We start from the raw sequence: 15,862 nt of genomic DNA, 5'->3' as shown, positions 1-15,862 counted from the left end.
GTACTGGAGGTGCTCCTGTGAGCTCCGAACTCATCCCACTGGTCGCCACGATAATCGCCCTCGGAGTGGCGTCGCAAGTCATCGCGGACCGCCTCCAAGTGCCGAGCGTGCTGTTCCTCGTCATCGCGGGGATTCTCGTCGGCCCGGAAGTGCTGGGCGTCGTCACGCTGGAGACGTTCGGCGGCGCGGAGACCCTGTCCGGCATCGTCGGGCTCTCCGTCGCCATCATCGTCTTCGAGGGCGCGTTCCACCTGAAGCTCCCGAAGCTCCGGGAAGCCCCGGGCGCGGTGGTCAGGCTCACGACAGTCGGGGCCGCCATCTCGCTGGTCGGGACCGCGCTATCGGTGCACTACCTGCTCGGCGCGAACTGGGACATGTCGTTCCTCGTCGGCAGCCTGCTGGTCGCCACCGGGCCGACGGTCATCACGCCGATTCTGGACATCGTGCCCGTGCGCAATCGCGTCGCCGCCGCGCTCGAAACCGAGGGCGTGGTCAACGACGTCACCGCGGCCATCCTCGCCATCGTCGTCTTCGAGGTCGTCAAGAACCCCGAGCTCACCCGGATGCAGATTATCGAGGAGTTCACGGTCCGACTCGGCATCGGCGTCCTCTTCGGCCTCGTCGTCGCTGGCATCGTCTGGTACCTGCTCCGGCACGTCGACCTCTCGCGCGGGAACGCCCCACAGAACGCCCGGCTCATCGTGCTCGCGAGTGCGCTGGTCGCGTACGGCGCCGCGGACATCCTCCGCGGCGAAGCGGGCATCGCCGCCGTCGCCACCGCCGGGATGGTGCTCGGGAACGCCGACCTCCCCTACGAGGAGGAGATAGAGGCGTTCAAGGGCGACGTGACACTGGTCGTCCTCTCGTTCGTGTTCATCGGGCTCGCCGCGCTGCTGTCGTTCGACAATCTCATCAAACTCGGCGTCGGTGGGCTCGCCGTCGTCGCGCTCGTCGCGCTCGTCATCCGGCCGCTGGGCGTCTTCCTCTCCACCCGGGGGGAGCGCTACACGCTCTCCGAGCGGACGTTCATGAGCGTCGTCGGGCCGCGCGGCATCATCCCCGCGTCGGTCGCGACGCTGTTCGCCGTCCAGCTCCAGAGCAACGGGATGGAGGAAGCAGCCAGCCTCTTGGTCGGCGTCGTCTTCCTCGTCATCCTGCTGACTGTCGTCTTCGAAGGGGGGTTCGCAAGACACATCGCGCAAGCACTTGAGGTCATACCAATGCGTGTCATCATCGTCGGCGGCGGCACCGTCGGTCGGGCGCTCGGTGAGCGCCTCGAAGACCGCGGTGAGAACGTCGTCCTCATCGAGAAGGACGTAGAGATGGTCGAACGAACGCGGAACGAGGGGTTCACCGTCCACCACGGCGACGGCACGGACACCGACGAGCTACGCGCCGCGGGCGCGGAGAACGCCCGCATCGTCGTCGCCGCCACCGGTGACGACGACGCCAATCTGCTGGTCTCCCAGCTCGCGGACTCGAAGTTCGACGTCGACACCATCATCGCCCGGGCGAACAACCCTGACAACGTCGACGCCTTCGAGGACCTCGGCGTCCGTACGGTCTCCTCGTCGCTGGCGACCGCGTGGGGCATCGACAACATCATCGAGCGCCCCGCGCTCGCCAACTGGATGACCGAAATCGGGCGCTCGGGCGACGTCCAGGAGGTCGAAGTTACCTCCGAGGACCTCGTCGGGAAGACCATCGACGAACTCGACGCGGAGCTCCCGAACGGCTGCATCATCGCGCTCGTCGGCCGCGACGACGAGAATCAGGTGCCGTCGGGCGACTTCACGCTCCAGCAGGGCGACCACCTCACGTTCCTCGGCCGGAAGGAGGCGGTCCGCGAGGCGCTGAACTGGTGTCACCCCCACGACTAACTGCTCTTACTCGTCGGCGTGGACGCGCCACGTGAACAGGCTCTCGAAGACGTAGTTCACGAGCATCGCCACGCCGATGGCACCGCCCTTCACGACGACCAGCCAGAGGTCCACGCCCGCGACCGAGAGGTCGACGGCGACGTTGTAGAACACCGCGACGAACAGCACGTACTGTAGCGTCGACCCGCCCGCGCGGACGACGTGCGAGCGCACGAGCCGCCGGCCAATCGAGCGCAGGTCGGTCGCGCCGTGCTCCGCGAACGTCCAGCGCTCGTTGACCGCGAACATCACGAGAATCGCCGTCTCGATGCTGACGACGTTCGCGACGGCCGCCGGCACGCCGAACAGCTCGGTCAGCACGACGAGCGTCGTGACGTCGAAGACGGCACCGACGGCGCCGACGGAGACGAACTGCCCGAACCGCACCGTCGAGACGAGCGCCGCGAGCCGCTCGGGCAGCGCCTCCCGCAGGCGGTCGGCGCGGCTCATCGCTGCCGCTCCACGAGCGCGGCGGGGTCGTCGCGGCGCGCCGCGATGGCTTCGTGTAGCTGGCTGTCCCGCAGGAGCTTCGACCGGTGGCGGGACGCCAGCAGCGCGCGGAACAGCGCTATCGACGTCTCCACCGGCGACACCGTCGACCCCGGCTGGTCCTCCCATTCGATGGGGACTTCCCGCACGCGGAGGTCGAGCGCGCCCGCCATCGCGACGAGTTCGACGTCCCACGCGAACCCGGGCTCGTAGAGGTGGTCCCGCACCTGCTCCCAGCCCTCGCTGGTGATGGCTTTCGCGCCGCACTGGTAGTCGTAGAGGTCGACGTCGAGGAGGCGGCGCGCCAGCCACGCGAAGGCGTCGCCGAGGAACCGGCGCGCGAACGTCTGGTGGCTGGCGACGGTCGCGTCGGGGTGGCGCCGCGACCCCACCGCGAGGTCGGCGTCGCCGTCACGAACGGGCGCGACGACCGACGCGAGCGACGGCACGGGCGTCGCGCCGTCGGCGTCCGCGAACGCGAGCACGTCCGTCTCCAGCGTCTCGAACCCCACGGTGATGGCGGCTCCTTTGCCGCGGCGCTCGGCCGCGTCGTCGACGGTCGTTCCCGTTTCACGAATCGCGGCGGCCGTCTCCGCGGTGCCCGCATCCAGTTCCACGTGCAGGCGCTCGGGCTGGAGCGCTTCTCGGAGGGATTGCAGGTACGACACGAGCACCTCGACGTTCGGGTCGTACGCGGGGACGACGATGCCGACGGAACGCATTACGCCGAGAGAAACGAGGCTCCGGTATCAGTTTCGTGGTTTCGGCGCGGGCGACGCGCCGCCCGCCCGAGAAATCCAGTCGCCCTATTTCCGCTCGAACGTAATCGCCGCGCCCTGACGCGACGACCTTTTGCGCTGCACTCGCGGCCGCTGGCCGCTCGTTCGGCAAAAGCTCGGCCAAAAACGCGTCGTCCTCCCGATGGTCGTCCTCGTGCCCGTGCCTGCGGCACGGTGAACGACGCGCTTCGCACGCCAGTAGACTACCCCCGCTCGAACGTAATCGCCGCGCCCTGACGCGACGACCTTTTGCGCTGCACTCGCGGCCGCTGGCCGCTCGTTCGGCAAAAGCTCGGCCAAAAACGCGTCGTCCTCCCGATGGTCGTCCTCGCGCCCGTGCCTGCGGCACGGTGAACGACGTGCTTCGCACGCCAGTAGACTACCCCCGCTCGAACGTAATCGCCGCGCCCTGGCCGAAGCCGACGCACAGCGTCGCCAGCCCCTTCTCGGCGTCGCGCTCGTTCATCTCGTGAATCAGCGTCACCGGGAGGCGCGCGCCGCTGGCACCCAGCGGGTGGCCGATGGCGATAGCGCCGCCGTTGACGTTGAACTTCTCGTTGTCGATGCCGAGTTCGTCGCGCGCGTAGACGGTCTGGGACGCGAACGCCTCGTTGAGCTCCACGAGGTCGAAGTCGTCGACGTCCTCGCCGGTGCGCTCGAAGAGTTCCCGGGTGGCCGGGACGGGGCCGATGCCCATGACGCGCGGGTCGACGCCCGTGACGTTGTGGTCGCCGACGTACGCGAGCACGTCGAGGTCGTGGTCCTCGGCGAACTGCTCGCTCGTGACGAGCGTCGCGGCCGCGCCGTCCGAAATCTGGCTGGCGTTCCCGGGCGTCACCGTGCCGTCGCCCTTGAACACGGTCGGGAGCTGGCCGAGCGCTTCCAGGGACGTGTCGCGGCGGATGCCCTCGTCCTCCTCGACGAGGCCCTCCTCCGTCTCGATGGGGACGATTTCGTCGTCGAAGCGTCCGGAGTCGGTGGCCTCGGCGGCGCGCTGCTGGCTCTGGAGCGCGTACTCGTCCTGCTGCTCGCGGCTGATGTCGTGGCGCTCGGCGACCTCTTCGGCGGTCATCCCCATCTGGAGTTCGGGGACGTTGTAGTGCTCGGCGAGTTCGGGGTGGAGGTGCTGGTAGGAGTCGCCGTCCATCGGCACGCGGGACATGTTCTCGACGCCGCCCGCGATGATGGCCTGGCGCTGGCCCGCGCTGATGGAGTCCGCCGCGCGCATGATGGCCTCCATCGAGGACGCACACCAGCGGTTCACGGTCGCCGCGGGCACGTCCTCACCGAGCTCCGAGAGGAGCGCGATGACGCGCGCGACGTTGTTGTCCTGCTCGTTGCGCTGCTGGGCGACGCCCCACTGGAGGTCGTCGATGTCGTCGCTCGTCAGGCCGTGTTCGTCGAGGATGTGGTCGATGAGCGGAATCGAGAGGTCCTCGCTGCGCGTGTCCGCGAACGCGCCGCCCTCCTTGCCCTGCGGGGTTCGGTAGGCTGCCGCGATGACCGGGGTGGTGTCGCTAGCCATACCACTACTGACGCGCGACAGACCATAAACCTCCGACAACGCGTCGCACGGTGCTCGCGGTTTACCGCGCTGGTTTTGACGCGACGACTAACTTTAATTATCGACCGTGTGGATTCCGGAACGTGACTTCCGAGGGAACTCACGCCACGTGGTCCGCGCAGGAACTCGACGTCGAGCGGCCGGACGCCGCCGAGTACCGCGAATTAGCGGACGACCTCCGTTCGCGCGTAGACGGCCGGGTCGCGTTCGACGAGTACGCCCGCGTCCTGTACGCGACGGACGGCAGCATCTACGGCGCTCAGCCCGCGGGCGTCGTGTTCCCGATGGACGTAGCCGACGTGCGGGCTGCGATAGAAGTGGCGACCGACCACGGCGTGCCGATTCTCCCGCGCGGCACGGGGTCGTCGCTCGCAGGGCAGACCGTCGGCCCGGGCTGCGTCGTCCTCGACGTCTCCCGGCACATGGACGACGTGCTGGACGTGGACCCGGACGCGAAGCGGGCGCGCGTCCAGCCCGGCGTCGTGCAGGACGACCTCGACGACCGCCTCGCCGAGCACGGCCTCAAATTCGCGCCCGACCCCGCGTCCTCGAACCGCGCGACCGTCGGCGGCGGCATCGGGAACAACTCCACGGGCGCGCACTCCGTGCGCTACGGCATCACCGACGCCTACACGGAGGCCGTCACCGCAGTCCTCTCGGACGGCTCGGTCATCGAGGCCCGGGAGGTCGTCCTCGATTCTCCGGAGTGGGACGAACTCGTCGCCGGCGACGGCCGCGAGGCCGAACTCTACCGAACGGTCCGCGCGCTCGTCGAGGAGCACGCCGACGAAATCGAGGCGCGCTACCCGGACCTCAAACGGCGCGTCTCCGGCTACAACCTCGACCGCGTCGTCTCCGAGAACGACGACGGCGAGCGCGTGCTGAACCTCGCAAAACTGTTCGTCGGCGCGGAGGGCACGCTCGGCGTCGTCGTCGAAGCCGAACTGTCGCTCGTGACCGTGCCCGAGGAGACGGCGCTGGCGCTGTACTGCTTCGCGGACCTCACCGACGCGATGCGGATGGTTCCCGTGGCGCTGGAGTACGACGTCAGCGCGGTCGAACTGATGGACGACGAGGTGTTCCGGCTGGCCGCCGAATCGGACGGCTACGCGGCGTACGTCGAGCCGATTCCCGACGGTGCCGAGGCCGCCCTCATGCTGGAGTTCGACTCCGAACTCCACGACGACTTCGCGGCCGCCGTCGCCGCCACGAACGAGCGGTTCCTCGACGAGGGGCCTGCCTTCGATGTTCTGGAGGCGTACACGGAATCCGCGCAAGACGACCTCTGGAAACTCCGGAAGGCCGCGATTCCGCTGCTGATGTCGCTGCCGGGCGACCCGAAGCCGTACCCGTTCATCGAGGATGCGACGGTTCCCCCGGAAGACCTCGCCGAATACGTCGACCAGTTCGAGGCAATTCTCGCCGACCACGACACCTCGGCGGCGTACTTCGCACACGCCGGGTCGGGGACCCTGCACATCCGGCCGATTCTGAACCTCAAGGACGAAGCGGGCGTCGAGGCGATGCACTCCATCACGGAGGCCGTCACCGACCTCGTGCTCGACCATCAGGGCTCCTTTTCGGGTGAGCACGGCGACGGCATGGCGCGCACCGAATTCACGCCCAAGATGTACGGCGCCGACCTCTGGACAGCGTTCAAGGAGGTGAAGACCGCCTTCGACCCCGAGTGGTGGCTGCATCCCGGGAACGTCGTCTACCGCGAGAGCGCCGCCGACGTCGGCCCGGACGCGGACCGCGGCGTCGGCGCGGACAACCGCGACCACCTCCGGTACGGCCCCGACTACCAGTCCGTCGAACCGCAGACAGAGCTCGACTTCTCCGAGGACGGTGGCTTCGCCGAACTCGTGGAGCGCTGCAACGGCTGCGGGACGTGCCGGCAGACCGACTCGGACGTGATGTGCCCGACGTACCGCGCGTCGAAGGAGGAAGTCCAGACGACCCGCGGCCGCGCGAACATGCTCCGCGCGGCAATCAGCGGCGACCTCCCCGAGGACGAAATCCACTCCGAGCGCTTCCAGTCGGAGGTGCTGGACCTCTGTGTCGGGTGCAAGGGCTGCAAGAGCGACTGCCCCACGGGCGTCGACATGGCGAAGCTCAAGGCAGAGACCAAGCACCGCCACCACGACGAAGCGGGTGCGACGCTGCGCGAGCGCCTGTTCGCGGACATCGACGCGGCCTCGAAGCTCGGCTCCGCGCTCGCTCCCGTCTCGAACTGGGCGACCGAACTCCCGGGCGCGAGAAAACTCCTCCAGTCCGTCTTCGGTATCGCCCCCGAGCGCGAACTGCCGCCGTTCCGCCGCGAATCCCTCCAAGACTGGTTCGAGACCCGCGGTGGGGCCGCCGTCTCGCCCGAAAACGCCGACCGCCGCGTGCTCCTGTTCCCAGACACCTACACGAACTACTCCTACCCGGCTGCGGGGAAGGCCGCCGTCCGCACACTCGAAGCAGCGGGCGTCCACGTCACGATTCCTGGCGACGCCGCGCCCTCGGGCCGGGCGGCGTTCTCCGCCGGGATGCTCGACCGCGCCGGCGAACGAGCGCGCGCCAACGTCGACCAGCTCGAGCCGCGCGTCGCCGACGACTGGGACGTCGTCTTCGTCGAGCCCTCGGACGCCGTGATGTTCCAGGACGAATATCTGGACCTACTCGGCGACGCCTCTCGCGCTGCGGACGGCGGCTCCCGCGCGCCGGTCGAACGCGTCGCCGACAACGCCTACGGCGTCTGCGAGTACCTCGACACCTTCCGAATCGACGAAACGCTCCCCGTCGCCGACCGCTCCCCCGGCGCGGCCGGCGCGCTCAGCTACCACGGCCACTGCAACCAGAACGCCACCAACAAGGACCACCACGCGGTCGGCGTCCTCCGGCGCGTCGGCTACGACGTCGACCCCCTCGACACCACGTGCTGCGGGATGGCCGGGAGCTTCGGCTACCACGACGAACATTACGACCTCTCGCAGGCCATCGGTAGTCGGCTGTTCGAGCAAGTCGAGGACAGCCCCGCCGACCGCGTCGTCGCCCCCGGTGGCTCCTGTCGCTCCCAACTCGGCGACCGCGACGACGCCGACGAGATTCCCCCTCATCCCATCGAAGCCGTCGCCGAACGGCTGGACGGGTCGTAATTCGGGCGTCGCTGCTCGCGGGTCACTTCGTTCCCCGCTCGCGTCTGGAGACCCCTCGCGTTGCTCGGGCTCTCCCGGCTCACGGCTCCGACGGTCGCCGTTCGCGTTCCCGAGGGCCGGCGCTTCGCGGCGCGCTTCGCTGCGCTCACCGCTCACTTCCCGAGAGCCCTCACTCCGTTCGGGCTCTCGCTGCTCACGCATCGCTTCGCTCCGCGTTCGCGTTTTCGAGGGCCGGCGCTTCGCGCCGCCCCTCGCTATCCGGAAAGCGTTTATCGACCCCGTCGCAATCGCGTGGTATGCCTCGGTCCAGTGGCGGCCGGACGCCGCGACGCCGCGTCGCCGCCGCGCTCGTCGCCGTCGCCTCCCTCGCCCTCCTCGCACGACTCTGGAACCTCGGCTGGCGGGTCGCCCACCAGGACGAAGCCCGCGTCGCCGACTGGATTCTCCACTACATGGAGGTCGGCGCGTGGACGTACCGCCCCATCATCCACGGGCCGTTCCTCCCGCACGTCAACGGCGTCGTCTTCGACCTGCTCGGACCGTCGGACTTCACGATGCGGCTGGTCGTCGCGGTCGTCGGCGCGCTCCTCGTGGTGACGCCGTGGCTGCTGCGCGAGCGCCTCTCGCAGCCCGCGCTCGTAGCGACGAGCCTGTTCTTCGCCGCCAACCCCGTGTTGCTGTACTACTCGCGGTTCATGCGCAACGACCTGCTGCTGGCGGCGTTCATGTTCACTGCGTTCGGGCTGTTCGTCCGGGCACTCGACACCGGGAAGGCGCGCTACCTCTACGCCGCGGCGCTCCCGTTCGCGCTCGCGTTCACGACCAAGGAGAACGCGCTCCTCTACCCAGTCTGCTGGCTGGGCGCGCTCGCGCTCGTCCTCGACGGCCGGCTCGTGCTCGCGAAAGCCGACGAGGAGGCGTCGCGCTGGGCGATCGCGCGGTCGCACGTCCGGCGTGCTGCGCGCGCCGCGTGGCAGTACAAACTCCACCTCGTCGCTGCGCTCGCTGAGGCCGCCGTGGTCGTCGTCGCGTTCTACGCGCCCAAGCCCGACCTCTACGAAGCCCTCAGCGACCCCGCGCTGCTGCCGGGCGTGCTCCGCGACGCGACGCTCGGGTCGTGGAACGAGTTCGTGGACCTCTGGGGGTCGACGGGGATGCAGGAGCACTCCTACGTCGCGTTCCTGAAACACGACCTCACCGTGCTCGGCGTCGGCGCCACCGCGCTCGTCGTGTTCGCCGTGCTCGGCTTCCTCTACGAGCGGTACGCCACCGAGGAGCCGCGGCCGGTCGTCGAGGTCTGTTTCTACTGGGGGCTGTTCTCGGTGTTCGGCTACCCCGCGGTCGCGGACATCTCCGCGGCGTGGACGATGATAAACGCCATCGTGCCGCTGGCGGTGCCCGCTGGCGTCGGCGTCGCGCTCGTCTACGAGCGCGGCCGTGCGGCCGCCGCGTCTGGGAACTCTGCCGGTGCTCGCGCCGTCACGCTCGCGCTCCTCGTCGCCGCCGCCGGCACGGGCGCGGTCGCCGCGCAGACGACGTACGCGAACCCACAGGGGCCGGACAACACGCTCGTCCAGTACGCCCAGCCGGCCGGCGAGATGCAGCCCACGCTGCAGGAGATTCGTGAGATTTCCGCGACCAACGACGGCGTCGACGTGATGTTCTACGGCGACGAGTTCAACCATCCCGACGACCTCGCCGAGAAGCCCCGGTTGAACATCACGCGGGGCGGCTACACGGGCTGGTTCGAGCGCCTGCCGCTGCCGTGGTACTTCGACCAGTACGGCACGAACGCCTCCAGCACGCTCGACAACGAGACGGTGTTCGAACACGAGCCGCCCGTCGTCATCGCGCTCGACGACGAGGACGGCCCCCTCGAAGACACCCTCACCGAACGCGGCTACACCCGCACCGTCCATCAGGGCTACCAGCACAGCCGCGCGGTCGTGTTCTACATTCGCGCGAACGCGACGGTCTGATAGCGGTGGAACGGAAGACGAACGCAGTGAGTCTTCCGGGACTGAAAGGGGCGGCGCGGTCGGCAGTCGAGACGACGCAAGCACTGGACTGAACGAGCGTAGCGAGTGAAGGAAGCGCGAAGCGAGTCGCAGACGCCGAGCGCGCCGGGGCTTTCGAGGTGTTTGAGATGATGTCAACGCAAACCACTCCTGTACTGTTTTCCTTTCAGGACGACTGCGACGCGCTTATGCGCCCCGAGGTGGTAGGTCAGTGGTAGTGACTGAGGCGCTCGACGTCGTCGAATTCCTGTTGTCGGCTCGCATCTACGACAAGCACCGGGAGCTCGACGAGAACGACCTGCCGCCCGCGTACCGCACCGTGCTCTGGGGGGACGACGGCGTCCCGCGACCGCCGAAGACCACGGAGACAGCCGTCAACGAGGGATCCAGCGTGGACGAGCCCTGGGAGGCAATCTCCGGGCTGATGTTCACCGACCGCGACACGTTCGCGGGGAGCATGAGCCTCGTGGACGACGAGATGGCCGTCGACTGGTTCGTCGACAACGCCGACGCCGAGCGAGTCCGCGAGAACCCCGTGCTGGCGTACGCCGTCGGCGACGAGTTCGGCGTGGACTACGAGGAGGTCCGCGAGGACAACCGACCCGTGCAGGCCGACCCGCAGTGGATCGACGGCCTGCTCTCGGAGTACTTCGACGAGGACGACGAGGAGATGCTGGACCTCGTGGAGGTGCGCTCGCCCGCGGAAATCGACGTGACCCTCGACGACATCGTGCTCACCGACGAGCAGGAGGCCGAGATTACGAAGGTTGCGAAGGCCATCGAGCACCGCGACTACCTCGCGACCATCGGGCTCAGCGAAATCGGGAAGCTGCTGTTCGTCGGCCCGCCCGGAACCGGGAAGACGTCGACGGCCCGGGGGCTCGCCCACCAACTCGACCTGCCGTTCGTGGAGGTGAAGCTCTCGATGATTACGAGCCAGTACCTCGGCGAGACGGCGAAGAACGTCGAGAAGGTCTTCGAGGTAGCCAAGCGGCTCTCGCCGTGCATCCTCTTCATGGACGAGTTCGACTTCGTCGCCACCACGCGGACGGGCGACGAGCACAACGCCATCAAGCGCGCGGTGAACACGCTCCTGAAGAGCATCGACGAGGTGAGCCTCGTCAACGACGACGTGTTGCTCATCGGCGCGACCAACCACCCCGACGAGCTCGACGCGGCGGCGTGGCGGCGCTTCGACGAGATTCTGTCGTTCCCGCGCCCCGACGAGGGGATGCGCGCCGAAATTCTGGAAATCGTCACCCGTGAGCTCGCAGTCGACGACCTCGACGCCGAGGCGCTCGCCGCTGAGACCGAGGGCCTGACGGGAAGCGACCTCCGGCTCGTGCTCCGCGAGGCCGTCCTCGACGCGCTCATGGAGGACCGCCGGACGCTCACGCAGGACGACCTGGTGGCCGCCGTCTCGGACTTCGAGGACCGCGACCACCTCCGCAACCTCGACACGCTCGAAGAGGCCATCGACGACCCGGACGAACCCGACGACGACGCTGCACACGCTGGCCACGACCACGCATGAGGGTCACGCTGCTCGGCACGGGTGACACTACGGGCACGCCGACGCCCGGGTGTGACTGCGCGACGTGCCAGGCAGCCCGCGACCGCGGCGTCGAACGCACGCGGTTCGCCGTCCACGTCGAGGACGAAGCCAGCGGGGACGCGCTCCTCCTCGACTTCAGCCCGGACTTTCGCACGCAGTTCCTCCGGGAGGACGTCCCCCTGCCGGACGCGGGCGTCGTCTCCCACATCCACTTCGACCACTTGGACGGTCTCGGGAACTCCTACCGGCTGTTCGACGAGCTCCCGGTGTACGCCGCCGACGAGACTGACCCGAAGACTGGCGAGAGCGTCGCCGAGACCGTCGCCCGGAAGTACGACTACCTCGACAACGTCGACCCACGAGCGGTCACGCCACACGAGACCTTCGAGGCCGCGGGCTTCGACGTGACGCTCGTGCCCGTCGACCACCCGCCGCTGTTGTGCTACGGCGTTGTCGTCGAGCGCGGCGGTGCGAAGCTCGTACTCTCGGGCGACACGACGTACGACATTCCCGACGAGTCGCTGGCCGCGATGCGGGATCCGGACCTCCTGCTCGCGGACGGCATCGTCCCCGCGCACCTCGCCGACCACCACCCCGTCGGCGGCCGTCACGAGGACGGCGACGGCGTGGCGCGGACGTTCGGCACGAAACACATGACGAAGGAGGGTGCGCTCGCGCTCGGCGACGAACTCGACGCCGACGAGACGCGCGTCGTCCACGTCTCACACTTCTACCCTGCAGACGAGGCCTTCGACGACGCGCTCGCCGTCGACGGCGAGACGTTCACGCTCTGACTGGCTATCCGCACGGCTCTTAGAACTGGTCGAGCCCGGACTGCCGCCGCCGGCCGCCCGCATCCGCGTTCCACGGCGTGTTCCGCTCGCGTTCGGCGTCGAGGTCCGTTTCGGGTGCGTCCGCCGGCTCGTAGCCTGGGCAGTCAGCGCCGCACTCGCTGGCGGGGTCGACGAGCCGGTCCTTGTACGCACAGAACGGGAGCGTAGCAGCATCGCCTGCCTCGCCGCGAGCAGCCCGTGCGCAGTCCGGGAGGTCGTACGTCCGCCAGCCCTTGCCGTACGCGCGCTCGGCGACACGACGGCGCTGGCGCGCCTTCTCGGCGGCCGTCACCGGTCGCACGTTCGTCTTTCCCGGCTCCGAATCGAGCACCTCCATCCCGGAGCCTGCGGAGTCCAAGGGCTCGGGTTCCCGTATCACGTCGATTGGTTCACTCGCATCGAAGTCCACGTGCCAGACGCCGACTGCGTCGGGGAGCCGGTTCAGGTGGGCGCGCGTGACGTGGGAGGCAGTCGCGACGACCGCGTAGTCGAGGACGCCGAGGCTGGCGTCGTGGCGCATTTGGGTTTCGAGGTCGCCCGGCCGCCCGAGGTCGGGCTTGTTCTCGACGCCGACGAGGCCGCCAACCCAGTCCGGGTAGCGGGCGTGCTGGCGGACGACCGTCTGGCCGCCGCGGCGGTCGAGGTCCAGGAAGCCGGTGTCAGCGCCGCGCTCCGCGAGGCTGCGGGCGCGCTCCGGCGGGCCGTCGAAGGCCCGTGTGACGCGCTCGTACTCGCCGACAGGAACGTCGGCGTCGAGCACCGCGGGCGGTATCGTCTCGCTGGTGAGTTCTGTGCGGGCGTCGAACTCCGGCCCGGGGAGCACGCAGACGGTGTCCACGATGCGGCCACCCGCGGCGTGAACGCTCGTGCCGAGTTGCCGGGCGACGACGCCCGCGTCGCCGACGCTCGGAACGCCGCTAGCTTCGAGGTGGGCGCACAGCCGGAGTTCGAATCCGAACTCTCGCACGCCTCTCCGTTCGTCGTTGACGGGGTTAAACGCCTGGTTCGCTCGCGGCGTGGGCGGCGCTGTATCGCGCCAGCAAGCGGCGTTTTGACGCTCGCTGACCCGGCGCCTCTGTAACAGTAGGTTTATCAGTCGTTCGGGGCGAAATTCACGCAAGATTACTCTGTGAACATGGCAGACAATCACCGACAACCGGAGGTGAACATCGGACTGGTCGGTCACGTCGACCACGGAAAGACCACGCTCGTCCGGGCGCTCAGCGGCGAGTGGACGGACCAGCACTCCGAGGAGATGAAACGCGGCATCTCCATTCGCCTCGGGTACGCCGACGCGACGCTGCGGCGGTGTCCGGACTGCGACGAACCCGAGTGTTACACCGTCGCCGAGGAGTGTCCCGAGCACGGCACCGAGACGGAGGTGCTGCGCACGGTCTCGTTCGTGGACGCTCCCGGCCACGAGACCCTGATGGCGACGATGCTCTCGGGCGCGGCAATCATGGACGGCGCGGTGCTGGTCGTCAGCGCCAACGAGCCCGTCCCCCAGCCCCAGACGGAGGAACACCTGATGGCGCTGGACATCATCGGCATCGAGAACATCGTCATCGCGCAGAACAAGGTCGACCTCGTGGACGGCGAGCAGGCCCGACAGAACTACGAGGAGATTCAGGAGTTCGTCGAGGGCACGGTCGCCGAGGGCGCGCCCATCGTCCCCATCTCCGCCGAACAGGAGATCAACATCGACCTCGTCATCGACGCGCTCGAAGGCGAGATTCCGACGCCGGACCGCGACCCGGACGCCGACCCCCGGATGTACGTCGCGCGTTCGTTCGACATCAACCGCCCCGGCACCACGTGGGACGGCCTGCTGGGCGGCGTGCTCGGCGGCAGTCTCGTGCAGGGCGAACTCGATGTCGACGAGGACATCGAACTCCGCCCCGGCCGCGAGGTCGAGGAGGGCGGCAAGACGGAGTGGCGGTCGGTCTCGACCACCGTCCGCAGCCTCCAGGCCGGCGGCGAGGACGTCGACGCGGCCTCGCCCGGTGGCCTGCTCGGCGTCGGGACCGGCCTGGACCCGAGCCTCACGAAGGGTGACGCGCTCGCCGGGCAGGTCGCCGGCCCGCCGGAGACGCTCCCGCCGACGTGGGACTCCTTCACGATGGACGTCGACCTGCTCGAACGCCTCGTCGGCGCCGAGGAGGGCGAGACCATCGACGAGATCAACACCGGCGAACCGCTGATGTTGACCGTCGGCACCGCGACCACCGTCGGCTCCGTGACGAGCGCTCGCGACGGCGAGTGCGACGTCCAGCTCAAGCGGCCGGTGTGCGCGCCCGAAGGGTCGAAAATCGCCATCAACCGCCGCGTCGGCGCGCGCTGGCGGCTCATCGGCGTCGGGACGCTCACGGAGTGATGCGGGTCGCCATGGACGCCAACGCGCTGATGATGCCGGTCGAGGCCGGAGTGCGGGTCTTCGACGAGCTCGACCGCATCCTTGCCAGCGGCGAACGTAGTTCGCCGGGAAACCCGAGCGGCGACGAGCCGCGAGGATACGACGCCGTCGTCCCCGAGACGGTCCGCGCGGAGCTGGAGAAGCTCGGCGCGGGCGGCGGGGAGGAAGCGACGGCTGCGAGCGTGGCGGCGGACCTGGCAGACCGCTGTGAGACCGTGGATACCGAGGAATCGTACGCAGACGACGCGCTGTACGCGCTCGCCGTCGACGGCGACGCCGACGCGGTCGTCACGAACGACGGCCCCCTCCGTGAGCGCCTGCTCGACGCGGGCGTGCCGGTAATTCATTTAAGGGGCCGGAATCAAATGACTATCACTCGACCATAAATGTACAAGCGAGCACGGCTGAAAGACACGATAGAGGTTCCGCCCGAGCACCTCGGGGACGTGAGTCCGGACCTCGTGAAGCGGCTGCTGCAGGACAAACTGGAAGGGCGAATGGACGAGGACATCGGGAGCGTCGTCACCGTCACTGAGGTCCACGACCTCGGCGAGGGTGCGGTGTTGCCGAATCGTCCTGGCGTCTACTTCAAAGCGGAGTTCGACGCCGTCACGTTCGACCCCGAGATGCAGGAAGTCGTCGACGGCGAAATCGTCGAAGTCGTGAGCTTCGGCGCGTTCGTCGGCATCGGCCCCGTCGACGGGCTCCTGCACGTCTCCCAGATTTCCGACGAGTACCTCGCGTTCGACGAGGAGAACCAGCAACTCGCCTCCCGGGAGTCCAACAGCGTCATCGGCACTGGCGATTCGGTGCGGGCCCGCATCGTCACGAAGAGCATCGACGAGCGCAACCCCCGCGAGTCCAAAATCGGGCTCACGGCGAAACAGCCCGGCCTCGGGAAGCACGGCTGGCTCCGCGAGGAGCGCGAGCAGAGCGAGGAGGCCGAGTAGATGGCGTCGAACCGCCTGGCCTGCCACGACTGCCACCGCATCGTCGAGCCGGACGAGGAGATGTGTCCGTACTGCTCGTCGACGAGCCTCACGGAGGACTGGGCGGGGTACGTGGTCATCACGCACCCCGAGGAGTCCGAAATCGCGGAGAAGATGGAGGTCTCGGAGCCGGGCGAGTACGCGCTGAAGGTCCGGTAGC

General features: G+C 68.7%; 13 protein-coding genes. 9 read left to right on the top strand and 4 right to left on the bottom strand.

What is annotated here, in order from left to right:
* Positions 1-17: 17 nt before the first annotated feature.
* Complete coding sequence (locus LT974_RS13605; protein WP_232588171.1) at positions 18-1,880, top strand: cation:proton antiporter domain-containing protein; 1,863 nt, start codon at positions 18-20, stop codon at positions 1,878-1,880.
* A gap of 6 nt (positions 1,881-1,886) precedes the next feature.
* On the opposite strand, the gene LT974_RS13600 is transcribed toward LT974_RS13605, so the two are convergent.
* The 3 genes from LT974_RS13600 to LT974_RS13590 form a co-directional block, all read right to left on the bottom strand.
* The gene (locus tag LT974_RS13600) at positions 1,887-2,369 is read right to left on the bottom strand and encodes a GtrA family protein (RefSeq protein WP_232588170.1); all 483 of its coding nucleotides are present in this window, start codon (positions 2,367-2,369) and stop codon (positions 1,887-1,889) included.
* Entirely contained in the window at positions 2,366-3,130 is a 765-nt protein-coding gene (locus LT974_RS13595; protein ID WP_232588169.1) for a glycosyltransferase, read from the bottom strand. The genes LT974_RS13600 and LT974_RS13595 overlap by 4 nt, the downstream gene beginning before the upstream one ends.
* Positions 3,131-3,566: 436 nt before the next feature.
* Positions 3,567-4,712, bottom strand: a complete 1,146-nt coding sequence (locus LT974_RS13590; RefSeq protein ID WP_232588168.1) for a thiolase family protein — start codon at positions 4,710-4,712, stop codon at positions 3,567-3,569.
* Between the two features lie 122 nt (positions 4,713-4,834).
* Here LT974_RS13590 and LT974_RS13585 point away from each other — a divergent pair, with 122 nt between their 5' ends.
* The 4 genes from LT974_RS13585 (at position 4,835) to LT974_RS13570 (ending at position 12,261) form a co-directional block, all read left to right on the top strand.
* Positions 4,835-7,894 (top strand): FAD-binding and (Fe-S)-binding domain-containing protein, encoded by a 3,060-nt coding sequence (locus tag LT974_RS13585; protein ID WP_232588167.1) that lies wholly within the window; start codon positions 4,835-4,837, stop codon positions 7,892-7,894.
* 296 nt (positions 7,895-8,190) lie between these two features.
* Positions 8,191-9,873 (top strand): flippase activity-associated protein Agl23, encoded by a 1,683-nt coding sequence (locus tag LT974_RS13580; protein ID WP_232588166.1) that lies wholly within the window; start codon positions 8,191-8,193, stop codon positions 9,871-9,873.
* A 256-nt stretch (positions 9,874-10,129) separates the two neighbouring features.
* Complete coding sequence (locus LT974_RS13575) at positions 10,130-11,446, top strand: ATP-binding protein (RefSeq protein WP_232588165.1); 1,317 nt, start codon at positions 10,130-10,132, stop codon at positions 11,444-11,446.
* Positions 11,443-12,261, top strand: a complete 819-nt coding sequence (locus LT974_RS13570) for an MBL fold metallo-hydrolase (RefSeq protein ID WP_232588164.1) — start codon at positions 11,443-11,445, stop codon at positions 12,259-12,261. Before LT974_RS13575 ends, LT974_RS13570 begins: the two co-directional genes overlap by 4 nt.
* Positions 12,262-12,280: 19 nt before the next feature.
* Here LT974_RS13570 and LT974_RS13565 read toward each other — a convergent pair whose 3' ends face one another.
* Positions 12,281-13,267, bottom strand: coding sequence for a DUF5787 family protein (locus LT974_RS13565; protein WP_232588163.1), 987 nt, complete (start codon positions 13,265-13,267; stop codon positions 12,281-12,283).
* Positions 13,268-13,435: 168 nt separating this feature from the next.
* Between LT974_RS13565 and LT974_RS13560 the strand changes: the two genes are divergently transcribed.
* The 4 genes from LT974_RS13560 to spt4 are packed head-to-tail and all read left to right on the top strand — an operon-like array spanning position 13,436 to position 15,861.
* Positions 13,436-14,674, top strand: coding sequence for a translation initiation factor IF-2 subunit gamma (locus LT974_RS13560; RefSeq protein ID WP_232588162.1), 1,239 nt, complete (start codon positions 13,436-13,438; stop codon positions 14,672-14,674).
* A complete protein-coding gene (locus LT974_RS13555; RefSeq protein ID WP_232588161.1) occupies positions 14,674-15,099 on the top strand; it encodes a twitching motility protein PilT in 426 nt (141 codons plus the stop codon). The genes LT974_RS13560 and LT974_RS13555 overlap by 1 nt, the downstream gene beginning before the upstream one ends.
* Positions 15,100-15,663 carry a DNA-directed RNA polymerase gene (locus LT974_RS13550; RefSeq protein ID WP_059057699.1) on the top strand — a complete coding sequence of 188 codons (564 nt, stop codon included), beginning with the start codon at positions 15,100-15,102 and terminating at the stop codon, positions 15,661-15,663.
* Complete coding sequence (spt4, locus tag LT974_RS13545; protein WP_059057698.1) at positions 15,664-15,861, top strand: transcription elongation factor subunit Spt4; 198 nt, start codon at positions 15,664-15,666, stop codon at positions 15,859-15,861. It abuts the gene before it with no gap.
* Position 15,862: the final 1 nt, after the last annotated feature.

Source organism: Halobacterium noricense (assembly GCF_021233435.1).
Taxonomy (GTDB): Archaea; Halobacteriota; Halobacteria; order Halobacteriales; family Halobacteriaceae; genus Halobacterium; species Halobacterium noricense.
The sequence above is the reverse complement of the archived record's forward strand: the minus strand, read 5'-3'. Positions and strand labels throughout refer to the sequence as shown.

Bases quoted from the DNA above. Each gene is read 5' to 3' on its own strand.
- LT974_RS13600 (WP_232588170.1), bottom strand. From the start codon at position 2,369: ATGAGCCGCGCCGACCGCCTGCGGGAGGCGCTGCCCGAGCGGCTCGCG.
- LT974_RS13595 (WP_232588169.1), bottom strand. From the start codon at position 3,130: ATGCGTTCCGTCGGCATCGTCGTCCCCGCGTACGACCCGAACGTCGAG.
- LT974_RS13590 (WP_232588168.1), bottom strand. From the start codon at position 4,712: ATGGCTAGCGACACCACCCCGGTCATCGCGGCAGCCTACCGAACCCCG.
- LT974_RS13580 (WP_232588166.1), top strand. From the start codon at position 8,191: ATGCCTCGGTCCAGTGGCGGCCGGACGCCGCGACGCCGCGTCGCCGCC.
- LT974_RS13570 (WP_232588164.1), top strand. From the start codon at position 11,443: ATGAGGGTCACGCTGCTCGGCACGGGTGACACTACGGGCACGCCGACG.
- LT974_RS13560 (WP_232588162.1), top strand. From the start codon at position 13,436: ATGGCAGACAATCACCGACAACCGGAGGTGAACATCGGACTGGTCGGT.
- LT974_RS13555 (WP_232588161.1), top strand. From the start codon at position 14,674: ATGCGGGTCGCCATGGACGCCAACGCGCTGATGATGCCGGTCGAGGCC.
- LT974_RS13550 (WP_059057699.1), top strand. From the start codon at position 15,100: ATGTACAAGCGAGCACGGCTGAAAGACACGATAGAGGTTCCGCCCGAG.
- spt4 (WP_059057698.1), top strand. From the start codon at position 15,664: ATGGCGTCGAACCGCCTGGCCTGCCACGACTGCCACCGCATCGTCGAG.